Here is a 12,946-nt window from a genome sequence, read left to right as displayed (position 1 = left end):
TGCGCCTGACCGGAAGGACCCCGAGTGGACGGAAGCCTCCTCGACCTCGCTCTTGTCGTCGGAATCATCGGGTTCGCAGTGAGCGGATACCGCCAGGGTTTCGTCGTCGGGGCGCTGTCGTTCGTCGGTTTCTTCGGAGGCGCGCTGTTCGGCGTCCAGTTAGCTCCGGTCATCGCGTTCCAGTTCGAGAGCCAGACCAGCCGAGTGGCGACCGCCCTCGTGATCGCGTTCGGCTGTGCGCTGATCGGACAGGTGCTCGCGGTCGCGATCGGGAGCCGGGTGCGGGCCAGCATGCGGTCGTCCGGCCTGCGGGTCGTGGACGGCTTCGGTGGGTCAGTCGTCTCGGTCATCGCGCTGCTGCTGGTCTCCTGGATGGTCGCGACGCCCCTGGCGTCGTCCTCGTCCCCCTGGCTGGCCGGACAGGTCCGGCGTTCAGTGGTGATCCACGCGGTCAACAACGCGGTTCCGGACGCCGTGCGCCAGCTGTACGAGCGCTTCGGGGAGGTCGTAGAGCAGGGCGATTTCCCGCAGGTGCTGGGCCCGCTGACGCCGACCGAAGTGCGCGAGGTCGCTCCTCCGGACGGCGAGCTGGCGTCGTCCCCGGTGGTCACCAACGCGCAGGCATCGGTCGTCAAGGTGATCGGCCAGGCGCCGTCGTGTGACCGGCGCCTGGAAGGAACCGGCTTCGTCTACGCCGAGAATCGCGTGATGACCAACGCCCACGTGGTCGCCGGCACCGACGAGGTGGAGATCGAGGCACTCGGGCAGGAGTACGAGGCGAAGGTGGTCTGGTACGACCCGGACGTCGACGTCGCCGTGCTGGAGGTCAAGAACCTCAAGGCGCCGGTGCTGAAGTTCAACCAGCGGGTGGCCAGCAACGCGGACGCGATCGTCGTCGGTTACCCGGAGGACGGTCCGTACACCGCGACCCCGGCCCGGGTCCGCGACGAGCAAGTGATCAAGGGCGACAACATCTACAAGTCCCGTGAGGTCCGGCGTGAGGTGCTCATGCTGCGCGCGGAGGTGCGGAGCGGCAACTCGGGCGGTCCGCTGCTCGCCACCGACGGCACGGTCTACGGCGTCGTCTTCGCGGCTGCGGTCGACAAGCCCGAGACCGGGTTCGCGCTGACCGTCGATCAGGTGACGGAAGCGGCAGTGGGCGGTCAGCGGGCCACCGAGGAGGTCAGCACCCAGGAGTGCGACTGAGTGGATGGTCGCGACCTGGAAGGTCTGCTGGAGGCGGCGTCGGACGCTTCAGCAGCCGGTGCCTCGGCGGCCGGCGCTCCGGCGTTGGGCGCTTCGAGGGCTGGCGCGGAGGCGTTGGGGGCCGCCTTGGCTGCACTGCGGGACGCCGACCTGGTCGTTCCGGTGCCGCCGCCCGCCGCGGCCGGCCGAGCGCCGCTGTCCTGGGCCACGGTGACCGTCGACGGCCGCACGTGGCTTCCGGCCTTCACGTCGGAGGACGCGTTCGCGCGGTCAGGCGCGGGGGAGCAGACCCGGACCATCGCGTTCCTGCATCTCGCCGCGTTCTGGCCGGATCCGCGCTGGCACCTGGCGGTGAACCCCGGCTTGCCGTCCCGGCTGCTGCTGGAAGCCGGAACCGTCGCCCGGCTGGCACGCGACGAGCCGGACGTCGGCGTGGAGCAACCGGTGCTGCAGAAGGTGCTCACGTTCGACCAGGTGACCGCGTACCTCGGCGGTGAGCGCCTCGGAATCAGCGGGTTCGCGCACCGGCTAGCCGACGCCGTGCTGCCCGACGATCCGGCGGCGCTCCTGACGGCGCTCGGACTGGGAACCGAGCTGTGCGACGCCGACGGGGCGATCTACCTGCTGCGCTGGGGGATGGTCGGCGCGACCCTCTACCGCGTGCCGTACGGCGGTGCGGACGAGGACGGTGCGGCGGCGATGTCGGGGTGGGTGGTGGAGCCGCCACCGTTCCGCGGTACCGGGTTCGTCGCCGGACCCGACCTGGTGATCCGCGAGTACAAGGTGGACGGCGTCCTGCCGCCGCACGGGAGCGAGATCTACCATTTGCCGCCGGGCGGCCCGGAACGGCGGATCGCGGTGTTCGACGCCGACCAGCGTCGCTGGCTGATGGTGCGGGCCGTCTGATGCGGGCGGGATACCTGGCCCGATGGCAGGGCAGCGAGTACGAGGCGTTCCCGGCGCCGACGCCGGAGGGCCTGTGGATCCGGCTCTACACCGACCGGCCGGAGCCCGGCTTCGACCGCGTCCGGGAGGGGCGCTACCGTCGCGTGGTGTTGCCGTCGGCGTTGGAGCAGCTGGCTTACGTTCGGCCGGTCGCGATGTGGCGGGACCAGCCGTTCCTGCTCCGGTCGCGGGAAGGCGGCCGAGCGCACCTGGAGTACACCGGTGGCAACGCCGCGGTGGCGGCCCGGCTGGGCTGTACGCGGGTCGAGCGCGGCGTGTACGAGATCCGGGTGCCCAGCGACGAGCTGACCGGCATCCGAACCGAGACCGTGCTGATCATCGACGCAGGGCCGGACCGAAGTAGCGACTCTCGATCGGAGTGACCGAAAGGCGCCCCCACCGGACGCCACGCCGGTCGGCCACCGTGAGCACGTCCGCGGGCAAGTGGGTCAGCCGCTGGTCGGCGCCGGGCGCGCGGAGGGCCGAGGCCAGGACGTCGACCTCGGCCGCCACCAGCGGCTGCAGCACGACCAGGTCGGCGCGCTCCAGCAGCTCCGCCTCCCGGTGGGTGAGCAGCTCCCGGATCGTGACGACGGTCGTCCAGCGGCCGGCCGGTAGTTCCGGCGGTGTGCCGTACGGCGGAGCGTCGTCGAAGTGCAAGAGTGGGCGGGTGCGCCGGCCGGTCGTGAATGGCTCGGCGTCGAACGGGCGGACCGCGACGGGGTCCGGCGTCGCTGCGCTGACGAGCGGCGTCCACACCTGTGGACGTGCGGTGCCGACGGTGAGCTGGGCGCCGCACGCGAGGGCGCGATAGCCGATCAGCTGGGCGCACCGCGGTGAGCCCACCAGGACGACCCGCGTGAGACTCGGCCGGAACAGCCGAACGCTGAGCGGAGCGCCCTGCGGATCGACGCCGAGCACGGTCCCGTCGCCGCCGATCGCGAGTGCGGTCGCCGGGTCGGCCGCGAAGTGGTGGGACGGGAGGTGGCCGGGCTCAACGTTTTGTGGGTGAGAATCGGCTAGTGGCGGGTGTCGGCGGCTCATCGGAGGAACCCTCCTAGCGGCAACGTCGCGGCGACGCCGTGGGCCTGCTCGCCGTCCAGCCGACGGAGCCGCAGACCGGTAGCGGCGGCACACGCGCGCACCTCGTGGACGGCCCGGTCGACGTCGTGGCGGGTGGCCGAGGTCAGCCGGAGCGCGGCCTGCACATCGACGCCCTGGTCGGCCCGACGGATGCCGAGCGCGAGCACGGTCGGCACCCCGGCGGCGTCCGCCAGGCGTTCGAAGGCGGCCGATCCGATGGACGGGTCCGGCCAGTTGACCACCGCCAGCGTGGTCTGGGCGCAGGTCGGAGTGCGCCAGTGCGCCCATTCCTCGGCCATCGCGCCGCTCGGTGGGGCACCGTTCGTCGGGTCCGGGCGGTCGGCACCGAGTTCGTCGAGCGTGTCTGCCAGCTCGTCGCGGTCGAGCACCCGCGTGGTGAAACCGGCCTTCTCCAGGCGCCGACGTGTGCGGCGGATCGCGCTGGTCAGCACGGTGCCGAGCTCCTGGCCGCCGGTGCCGGCGCCGTCGGCGGTGCGCGTGGCCTGGAGCGCGATCCAGCCGTGTCGGCGGGCGGGTGGCGGCGTGGGGTGCAGGCTCCGGTAGGACTGCTCGACGTCCGTTCCCAGCGTCGTGTCCACGGGGGCCGGCACGACCTCGATGAGCGCCTGCGCGGTGATCGGCGACTCGCCTGCCTCGGCCATCGGCAGCAGGGCGAGTGGTGAGGGGAGCGTGACGCTTCCGTCGACGGTGGATTCGACCTCGAGGACGGCGGTGAGGCCGGCCTCGTGCGTGACGACGCCGATCGCGATGCTGGTGTCGAGGTCGAGCTCCCCGATGCGGGCGCCGGGGGAGACCGCAGCGAGGATCCCCGGCTCAGCCCCGGATCCGGCGCCCGTCGCCGTTCCGGCCGTCCGTCCGTTCGCGAGGTCGAGTGAGCGGCCGTGGGCGGGGTCGGGCGTCGCCGGCCAGCGGCGGCGTCGGTAGGAGTAGCGGCCGGCCAGCCCGATCCACTCGTAAGCCCAGCGGCCGTCCACCCGGACCGCGGTCACGGCGAGCACGGCCGTGGCGAGCAGGCCCGCCCCGAGGAGAACGAGCGGGTCGCGGCCGATCGCGGCGATCAGCCCTGCGGCGACGCCCTGCCAGCAGGCGATCTGGCCGATGTGGACGGGGCCGACGTGACCGGGCCGGTTTTGGGTGGGGCGGTTTTGGCCGGTCACGCGGCGGGGCGTCGGGGGTGGGGGCGGCGGGTCGACCGGTGTTGCGGCGGCTGTGGCGCGGGGAGCGGCGGTGGAACGCGCTACGGCTCGTGCCGTGGCCTGCGGGATTGCGGGGGCGAGGGCAGCGCCGACCCGTGCTCGGGCCACACCAGCGCGCGCCGACGGCCGCGCCACCGCCGACGACTGCGCCGCAGCATGTGGGTGCGGCATGGCAGGTGGCCGCGCCGCAGCAGCGGGGTGCGCCACGGCGGGTGGTTGTGCCACCGCAGCGGGGTTCGCGATCGCCGGTGGCCGCGCCACCGCCGGGGGTTGCGCCGCGACGGGCGGGTGCGGCGCGGCAGGTGGTTGTGCCACCGCAGGGGGGTTGGTGATCGCCGGTGGCCGGGCCACCGCTGGTGGTTGCGCCGCGACGGGAGGGCGCGCCGCGGCAGGGGGGTTTGCCACCGCTGGTGGCCGCGCGGCCGCTGGTGGCGGGCCTATTGCAGGGGGAGGCGCCACCGCGGGGGGTCGCACCGCCGCAGGGGGCGCGACGGCTGCGTGAGCGCCGGGGGTGGGAGCGATCGGCGCCATGCCCGGTGCAGCGGAGGCGCGCGGAGGCGCTATCCGCGGAGGCGCTATCCGCGGAGGCGCCGTCCGCGGAGGCCCTGCCTGGGCTGGCGCCGCCGACGGGAGCCCTGCCTGTGGGGGGCCCGGCTGCGAGGGTGCGGCCTGGGGTGGCGCCGCGTGAGCGGGCGGTGCGGTGGGCGGGGGCGCGGGCCACGCCACCCGGCTCGGCGGCTGCGCCTGGGGCTGCGGCCGGCCCAGCACCGGCGCCGGTGGTGGCGTCTGCGGCTGGGGCGGAGGCTCCCAGGTCGCCGGGACCGTGCCGATGCGGAGCGCGCCCCCGGGGTGCGGTGGCATCGGCGCCGGCGGCGCGGGCTCGGCGTGGCGTCCGGCGCCGTGGTCGGGCACGGGCGGTGGCTCATCGGCGGCCGGCTCGGCGGCATGGTGCCGCCCGGAACGCGGCTGCCCTTCGGGATCAACGGTCATGACGCCCTCCTCACCTACGCCTGGCCCTGAGCACGACCCCGCCGACGGCCGCTCCGAGGAGCAGGACTGCCAGCCACCCCACCCCGCCGACGATCACCACCGTCGGCACCTTTGACGTGTCCCGCGCGGCGGCGCTCGGCGTCGGTTCCGGTGGCTCGGTGGACGCTCCGATCGACACGTACGGCACCGGCTCGGTGAGCGCCGCGACCGGATTCACGACTCCGTAGCCGTACTCGCTGTCGTCGCCGCCTACCCCGCGGTCGTCGGCGGTGACCCGGATCCGGCGGTAGGTGTGCGCGATCTCGTCGTCCGGATACCGGGCTTTGATCAACGCCATCACGCCGGCAGCGATCGCCGCGGAGTTGCTCGTCCCGGTGTTGGTCCAGTACCCGCCTTCCCGGGCGGTCGGGATGTCGCCACCGGGCGCGGCCACGCCGATCGGCTTCCACATCGGCTGGAGGCCCTCCACGAAGCCGCCGTCGGAGCCGATCGCGGTCACCGGGATCACGCCACGGACGAACTGCATCCCGCTGGGACCGTCGTTCCCGGTGGCGCCCAGCACCGGGACGCCCATGTTCCAGGCCTTCTTCACCGCTCTGTCGATCAGCGTCTCGGTGGGCGTCTGGAGTGAGACCGAGATGACGTCCGCTCCGAGGCTCAGCGCCCATTCGATCCCGGACGCGACTTCCCGTCCGGTGGACAGTCCTTCCGGTCGCGTGACCTTGACCGGCAGGATCTTCGCCTCGGGCGCGATGCCGAGGACGCCGCTGCGGCGACCGGGGCCGTGACCGTGCCCGGCGATCAGACCGGCCATCGCGGTGCCGTGATAGGCCGTGTACCCGTCGCGTCCGCGGGCCGGTGGTTCACCGGTGAAGATGTCGACGCCGGGCAACACGTTCCCGACGATGTCCGGGTGCGTCGGGTCGACCCCGGAGTCGACGACGGCCACCACCACGCCTTTGCCCTTCGTGATGCGGTGGGCCTCGGTGATCCGCAGATCCTCGAGGTACCACGCGTCGTCGCGCACCGAGTCGGCGTGGGCGGGTGACGCCGTGCCGACCGCGACGAACGACGCCACCGCGAGCACCACGATCGCGGTCACCACACGTCCGGAGCGGCTCAGGTCCATGCCGACCTCGGCGGGTCCGAGCGAGGACCGGTCGTCGCGCGTCCCAGCGCCGGGCCGGGCTGGACCGCAGTCTGCGCCTCGGGTCGTTCGATCACGGCCGGAGCCGATTCGGTGGGCGCGAACGCCTCGTCGGGCGGCGGCCCGGCGTGCCGCTGCGACTCGACAGCCGGACGAGTGTCGGGGGTGGAAACGCCCTGACGCCCCGTCCGTCCGGTGAGTTCGGGGCGCGCCGTCCGTCCGCGGTCCGACGTGTCGGTGGCCGCGGTGCGCTCCGGGCCGCGCCGGCCACCGAGCGACGGTTTGGTCTGCGGCTCGGCGTCGACCGGTGACGTCGTCGTTTGAGCGCGACGGAACTCCGGCGGCTCAGCGCTCACCGGGGTTCGGCGTGTCGGCGGAGGGCCCGAGCGCCCGGCCAGTTGCGGCGGCGCGGGGCTGACGGGACGGCTCGGCGCGGGCACCGGCCGACCGGCACGGCCCGTCCGGCCGTCGAGCCCTGACCGGGCGCCGTGTGCGGGCACCGCTGGAGGAGCAGTCGGCGCCTTGCGCCCGGTGTTCGGCGTGCCGGTCCGGCCGGGAAGCGCCGGTGTGCCCGGACCGAGACCCCGCCGGGTCGGACCCGGTTGCCGCGCGGCGGGCACTCCCGGGACACCCGGCGCGCCACCGCGACGTCCGGCGAGCGTCGGCAGGGTCGGGCGCGTGGGTGCGGTCCGCGTCGACGGGGGTGGCGGGAGCAGCGGCCGGGGCACCGCCGAGGGCCGCGCACCCACGGCCGGTGCGGCGGGCGGCCGGACGCCGGGTGCCGCCGGTGGCACGCCCGGAACCGCCGGGGCGACCGGCGCCGGGGGTGCCGGCGGAGCCACGCCGGGCGGCGTCGGCGGGAGAGCAGGCGGCCGGACGCCCGGTTGCACCGGAAGCACGGCACCGGGCAGCGTCGGGACAGCGGGAGGGGCACCACCGAACTGGGGCTGCACCACCCGGAACGTCGTCGGGCCCTGGAACTTGCCGGGCAGGCTGATGCCGGTCGCCGCCGCGTTGGAGAAGTGATCGGCGAGGTTCTTCACCAGCGGTAACGCAAGCGCGGTGTACTTCTGGTCGATCTCGTCCTGCGGCACGGAGTCGCGCGCCCACCGGTACAGCACACCGCGGTCACGAATGACGTCGTGCTTGCTCAGGAACCCGATCAGGTCGTCGGCGTCCTGGGCGAGCGTGATGCGTTCGGCGTCCTTGTCGCGCTTGAACTTTTCGTTGGCCGACTCGGTCAGCCAGTCGTTGTAGATGCGTTCGACCTTCGGCTGCGTGGTCCGGATGTCGGTGGCCAGCCGGTCGATCGTCGCGGCGTTGGTGGTCGCGGCCTCGATCCACTGGTCGAGCGAGTAGAGCGCTGCGCCGACCCGCTCCATGAACGCACGGGAGGCCTCGCCGGTCCACCGGGGCTCGAGCAGGTTGCCGTTCCGGCCGAGGTTGCTCCTGGCGGTGGTGAGCTGGGCGGAGAGCTTCCGCCAGTTCTGCGCGAGGTCACCGATCCGGACCGGATCGAGGCCCTGGATCATCGGCCAGAGCACCCGGATGTGCGCGACCTTCACGGTGTCGGTGAAGTCCGACGTGCGCAGGGTGTGCGTCCTGCCCTCCGGGACGTACGAGTTGTGCTCCGCGACCCGCACGCTCCCCGGATTCCAGGCGTAGCCGTAGTACGTGTCCCCCATGGTGAAACCCCTCCGCGTACGGGCCGGTCAGAGCTGGAAGGGCCGCGGCTTGTACTCGTCGGACTTCGCGTCCGGCACGTCCGGCCCACCGCCCGGCAGGGTCGGTCGCTCGCCGCGCTCCGGTGCGCCCGAGTGGTGACCGTCGGGATCCTCTGGTGCTTTCTCGTCCTTGCGCGACTCGTCCGTCGACGTCTCCTGCGTCTGCGGCGTGGGATCGCCGGGGCGGGGGACGAACGCGTCGGCGACGTTGTCGATCGTGGTGCTGCTCAGCGCGTCACCGTCGCCGTACTGGGTCGCGATGCCCTCGGCGGCGAAGCCGAGCGCGCTCAGCCCCAGGACGACGTCGCCGGCCAGCTGACCAGCCGCCTGCGAGTAGCCGGCCATCAGGTTGCCGAAGTACACGGCCTCGCTCAGCGGCGCGACCGGGTAGGTCCCGCTCCCCGTTCCGGTGCCGGTGAACCCGAGTACGGCCTGCGACATTTGTGTGCCGATGTTCGCGAACCCGTTGAGGTCCTGGTGCCCGGCGTCCTTGACCTTGGCGCCGAAGTCCCGCAGTGCCTGCAAGCTGGCGCGCATCTCGTCGTCGCGATCAGCCATCGCGCTCCCCGTTCGTACGGTTGCTGAGCGTGCGGTTTAACCACGGTTGTTCGCCGCCGGAGGTTCACGGCCTTCATTCGGACGGGTCGAGCCAGGCGAGCTGGACCAGACGGGCGCCCTCCTTCCGGGTCACCAGCCAGCCCCGGCCGGGTGGCAACGCCTGCGGCCGGACGTTGCCGAGGAGAACGCCCTCGTCCCGGTCGCCGGACATCACCAGGCCGGGGGAGCCGAGTTCGCGCAGCCGCATCACGAACGACTCGTAGAGCGCCCTGCTCGCCCCGCCGCTGCGTCGCGCCACGATCAGGTGCAACCCGATGTCGCGGGCTTGCGCCAGCACGTCGAGCAGTGGGCCGAGCGGGTTGGTCGATCCGGAGGACACCAGGTCGTAGTCGTCGACCAGCACGTACAGGTCGGGGCCACGCCACCAACTGCGGTCTCGGAGCTGCTCGGGCGTGACGTCCGGTCCTGGGAGCCGGTTGCGCATCACGGTCGCGACCTCGTTGACGATCGTCTCGGTGACCGGCGCCGATGTGCCGTACCCGATCAGGTGCTCGGCCGAGACCACGCCGAGCAACGTGCGGCGGTAGTCGATCACGACGAGCCGGGCCTGGTCGGGTGCCGAGGCGTCGGTGATCCGCCGAGCGAGCTGCCGGAGGAACCCGGTCTTGCCCGACTCGGAGTCGCCGAACAGCAGGAAGTGGGGGTCGGCGGCGAAGTCCAGGTACACCGGCCCGAGATCGGACTCCGCCAGCCCGATCGGCACGGCGGTTCGCGGCGTGGCGTCCGCCGGGGTAAGGCTCGCGTAGGGCACCACCGGCGGCAGCAGCCGCACCGGAGGTGCGGCCGGACCGGCCCAGGCGTTCGACAGGTCCTGCACCAGCTTGGCCACGCCGTCGGCGAGGTCGGCGGTCTCCGCCCGGCTGTCCGCGCGCGGCAGGACACCCAGGAAGTGGAACTTGTCCGCGGTGATACCCCGTCCCGGCGTGCTCTCCGGGACGTTCAACGCGGTTCGCCGATCCAGATAGGAGTCCGACGGCTCACCGAGGCGCAGCTCCAGCCGAGTGCCGAGGACGTCCCGCAGCGCCGGCCGCAGGTCGAGCCACCGGGTGGCCGAAACCAGCACGTGGATGCCGTAGGAGAGCCCGCGGTTGGCCAGGTCGGTGATCGACGCTTCCAACTCGTCGAACTCGTTGCGCAGCGTCAGCCAGTTGTCGACGACGAGGAAGACGTCGCCGAACGGGTCGTCGGCGAAGTCACCCTGCTGCCGACGCCGCCGGTACGTCACCATGCCGTCCACGCCTTCGCGAGCGAACCGCCGTTCGCGGTCGAGCAGCAGCGTCGTCAGCTCGGCGACGGTCCGGCGGACCTCACCCGCTTCCAGCCGGCTGGCGACGCCGCCGACGTGCGGCAGATCGCGCAGGGCTGCGAGCGAGCCGCCGCCGAAGTCGAGACAGTAGAACTGGGCCTCGGCCGGCGTATGGCAGAGCGCGAGCGCGGTGATCGTCGATCGCAGCAGCGTGCTCTTCCCGCTCTGTGGGCCACCGACGACGACCGCATGGCCGAGACCGCCGGACAGGTCCAGCGTGAGCAGGTCGCGCCGCTGCTCGAGTGGCCGGTCGACGAGGCCGACGACGGCCCGGAGCGCACCGCGCAACGCCGGGTCGGCGACGGTCAGCCCGCGACCCGGCTCCACCGCCAGCGGCGGCAGCAGCTGGTCGAGCGTGGACGGCTCCTTCAGCGGCGGCAACCAGACCTGGTGCGACGGGACACCACGTCCCTGCAGCCGTTCCACCAGGATGTCGAGCAGGCTCTCGCCGATCGCCTCGTCCGGCTCCGGCTGCTCGGCCATCGCGGTCTCGTCCTCGGTCTCCTGCCGGGGCGCCTGGTACGCCGAGGTGAACGTCCGGACCGCCGCGCCCTCACCGCCCGGCCCGGTGCTGCGCCGCCCGCCCTCGTAGTAGACGCCCGAGACGTAGGCCGCGCGGAACCGCGTCATCTCCTCGGTGCCGGACTTCAAATAGCCGTGCCCGGGCGCGCGCGGTAGCTCGTACGCGTCCGGCACGCCGAGGACGACCCGGCTCTCCATCGAGGAGAACGTCCGCAGCCCGACCCGGTAGGAGAGATGCCCGTCCAGGCCGCGGAGGCGGCCCTCCTCCAGCTTCTGCGACGCGAGCAGCAGGTGGACGCCGAGCGAGCGGCCCAAGCGGCCGATCTGCACGAACATGTCGAGGAAGTCGGGCTTGGCGCTGAGTAGCTCGCTGAACTCGTCACAGATGATGAGCAGGCTCGGCAGCGGCTCGAGCGGCGCACCGGCGGCTCGCGCCTTCTCGTAGTCACGGAGCGACTCGTACTTACCGGCGCTGCGCAGCAGCTCCTGCCGCCGCCGCAGCTCGCCCGCGATCGCGTCGGACATCCGGTCGACCAGCGGCAGTTCGTCCTCGAGGTTCGTGATCACCGCGCTGGTGTGCGGTATCCGGTCGAGCTTGGTGAACGTCGCGCCACCCTTGAAGTCCACGAGCACGAAGTTCAAGAACTCGGACGAGTGCCGGGTGGCCAGCGCGAGGACGAGCGTCCGGAGCAACTCGCTCTTGCCCGAGCCGGTGGCGCCGATCAGCAGGCCGTGCGGCCCCATGCCATCCAGCGCCGACTCCTTGAGGTCGAGTTCGACCGGAGCGCCGCCGGGCTCGATGCCGATCGGTACCCGGAGCTGCTCCCGGTTCGGGCGGGGACGCCACGCGGTGGTCGGGTCGAAGAGCCGCGGGTCGTCCAGACCGAGCAGTTCGGTCAGCTCGAGGTCGGTGGTCAGCGGACGTTCACCCCGGACGGCTGGTGACAGTCGGAGCGGTGCCAGCTGGCGGGCCAGCGCCTCGGCTTGCGCCATGCCCATCCGATCGATCACGCCGACCTCCGCGTCACCCTCCATCGTGGTGCTGCGTAACCGCCCGGCGCGGTCGACGTCGAGAACCAGCGTGGCCGGGTCGAGCAGGCGGGGCGGGGAACCGGCCAGGTCGATCAGCGTGACGCCCTCGACGCCGTTGTCGGTCACCAGGTGGTCGGAGCCCGCCGGGTCGGCGCCGTCGAGAACCACCACGAGGTGCGGAGCGACTTCCTGCCCGGTGCCGGTCGGGTTGAACCGCGGACGCCCGGCCAGGACGTCGTCGAGCATCGCCTCGGCGCCCAGGACGGTCGGGGCGACCAGCCGCACCGGCCCCAGCGCGTCGGTGCGCGCCGGGTGCTGGGCATGGGGTAGCCACTTCACCCACTCCCACTCGGCGAGCCGGTCCGGTGCGGCGCAAATGACCACACGGACGTCGTCCGGAGCATGGAAGGTAGTGACCTGGGCCAGCAACGCACGGGTCACCGCTCGGACGCCGTCGGCGTCGCCACGCAGGAAAATACGGGCGAAGCCGTTCAACGCGAGCGCGACCGGCATGTCAGCAACCACTGCGTACGTGGTCACGAACCGGCGGAGGGCCTGGGCGCAGAGCGGCTCCAGGTCGTCCATCGCCTGGATCGGCGGGGTGATCATCGGTGTGGCCAGGTCTTGCGGGCCCAGCCCGATGCGGACCACGCCGAAGTCTTCGTCCTTCGGACGCCGCTCCCAGAGCCGGTAGCTCTGCGCGGCGGTCCAGAGCGTGCCCGGCTCGGGATGCCGGTAGAACATCGCTTCCTGCTGGGTGCGGACCGCCTTGCGGGTTCGGCGGCGGAGCTGCGCGAGGTGGCGCATGTACTCCCGACGTTGTGCGGCCATCTCCTGCTTGCTCGGCTGCCCGGAGTACGAGCCCAACTGGGTGCTGAGCATGCCGATCGCGGACAGCCCGAACAGGCCGCCGGTGACCCACCGCAGGGTGCTGCCCGCGCCGCCGGTTCCCGCGAACATCAGCGCCATCGCGGCGGAACCGGCCAGCATCGGCAGCATCGTCATGGCCTGACCCCACGCCCGGCCGGTCGGCGCCGGGATGGCGGGCGGCGTCTCGAGGACGATCTCGCCCTCCGGGAAACCCGGAGCCGGGCGCCGCGGTGGTCGTTTGACGATGACCGTGCCCAACGATCCTCCCCCGAGTGACTGTGGTGTC

At 72.8% G+C, this 12,946-nt stretch carries 10 protein-coding genes; 4 read left to right on the top strand and 6 right to left on the bottom strand.

Annotation, left to right across the window (positions count from 1 at the left end):
• The first annotated feature begins 24 nt into the window (after nt 1-24).
• The 3 genes from BUB75_RS10040 to BUB75_RS10030 are packed head-to-tail and all read left to right on the top strand — an operon-like array spanning nt 25 to nt 2,534.
• On the top strand, nt 25-1,206 hold the full coding sequence (locus BUB75_RS10040; RefSeq protein WP_073254665.1) for a MarP family serine protease: 1,182 nt from the start codon (nt 25-27) through the stop codon (nt 1,204-1,206).
• Entirely contained in the window at nt 1,207-2,112 is a 906-nt protein-coding gene (locus BUB75_RS10035; protein WP_143175111.1) for an SseB family protein, read from the top strand.
• On the top strand, nt 2,112-2,534 hold the full coding sequence (locus tag BUB75_RS10030) for a hypothetical protein (RefSeq protein WP_073254662.1): 423 nt from the start codon (nt 2,112-2,114) through the stop codon (nt 2,532-2,534). Before BUB75_RS10035 ends, BUB75_RS10030 begins: the two co-directional genes overlap by 1 nt.
• On the opposite strand, the gene BUB75_RS10025 is transcribed toward BUB75_RS10030, so the two are convergent.
• Both BUB75_RS10025 and BUB75_RS10020 read right to left on the bottom strand, forming a co-directional pair.
• Nucleotides 2,488-3,195 carry a hypothetical protein gene (locus BUB75_RS10025; RefSeq protein ID WP_073254659.1) on the bottom strand — a complete coding sequence of 236 codons (708 nt, stop codon included), beginning with the start codon at nt 3,193-3,195 and terminating at the stop codon, nt 2,488-2,490. The genes BUB75_RS10030 and BUB75_RS10025 overlap by 47 nt on opposite strands.
• Entirely contained in the window at nt 3,192-4,412 is a 1,221-nt protein-coding gene (locus BUB75_RS10020; protein WP_073254656.1) for a type VII secretion protein EccE, read from the bottom strand. The genes BUB75_RS10025 and BUB75_RS10020 overlap by 4 nt, the downstream gene beginning before the upstream one ends.
• A 723-nt stretch (nt 4,413-5,135) precedes the next feature.
• On the opposite strand from BUB75_RS10020, the gene BUB75_RS44975 reads away from it, so the two are divergent.
• Nucleotides 5,136-5,471, top strand: coding sequence for a hypothetical protein (locus BUB75_RS44975; protein WP_143175109.1), 336 nt, complete (start codon nt 5,136-5,138; stop codon nt 5,469-5,471).
• Here BUB75_RS44975 and BUB75_RS10015 read toward each other — a convergent pair.
• The 4 genes from BUB75_RS10015 to eccCa form a co-directional block, all read right to left on the bottom strand.
• Nucleotides 5,452-6,570, bottom strand: coding sequence for a S8 family serine peptidase (locus BUB75_RS10015; protein ID WP_073254653.1), 1,119 nt, complete (start codon nt 6,568-6,570; stop codon nt 5,452-5,454). The genes BUB75_RS44975 and BUB75_RS10015 overlap by 20 nt on opposite strands.
• Nucleotides 6,561-8,273: a WXG100 family type VII secretion target gene (locus BUB75_RS10010; protein WP_073254650.1), complete on the bottom strand. Its 1,713-nt coding sequence runs from the start codon at nt 8,271-8,273 to the stop codon at nt 6,561-6,563. Before BUB75_RS10010 ends, BUB75_RS10015 begins: the two co-directional genes overlap by 10 nt.
• A 27-nt stretch (nt 8,274-8,300) precedes the next feature.
• A complete protein-coding gene (locus BUB75_RS10005) occupies nt 8,301-8,870 on the bottom strand; it encodes a hypothetical protein (RefSeq protein ID WP_073254647.1) in 570 nt (189 codons plus the stop codon).
• Between the two features lie 73 nt (nt 8,871-8,943).
• Nucleotides 8,944-12,918, bottom strand: coding sequence for a type VII secretion protein EccCa (gene eccCa / locus BUB75_RS10000; RefSeq protein ID WP_073254644.1), 3,975 nt, complete (start codon nt 12,916-12,918; stop codon nt 8,944-8,946).
• Nucleotides 12,919-12,946: the final 28 nt, after the last annotated feature.

The organism is Cryptosporangium aurantiacum, assembly GCF_900143005.1.
GTDB lineage: Bacteria > Actinomycetota > Actinomycetes > Mycobacteriales > Cryptosporangiaceae > Cryptosporangium > Cryptosporangium aurantiacum.
Note: the sequence above shows the minus strand (reverse complement) of the source record. Positions and strands in the feature narration are given on the sequence as shown.

Coding starts and splice junctions, on each gene's coding strand:
- BUB75_RS10030 (WP_073254662.1), top strand. CDS start 2,112: ATGCGGGCGGGATACCTGGCCCGATGGCAGGGCAGCGAGTACGAGGCG.
- BUB75_RS10025 (WP_073254659.1), bottom strand. CDS start 3,195: ATGAGCCGCCGACACCCGCCACTAGCCGATTCTCACCCACAAAACGTT.
- BUB75_RS10015 (WP_073254653.1), bottom strand. CDS start 6,570: ATGGACCTGAGCCGCTCCGGACGTGTGGTGACCGCGATCGTGGTGCTC.
- BUB75_RS10010 (WP_073254650.1), bottom strand. CDS start 8,273: ATGGGGGACACGTACTACGGCTACGCCTGGAATCCGGGGAGCGTGCGG.
- BUB75_RS10005 (WP_073254647.1), bottom strand. CDS start 8,870: ATGGCTGATCGCGACGACGAGATGCGCGCCAGCTTGCAGGCACTGCGG.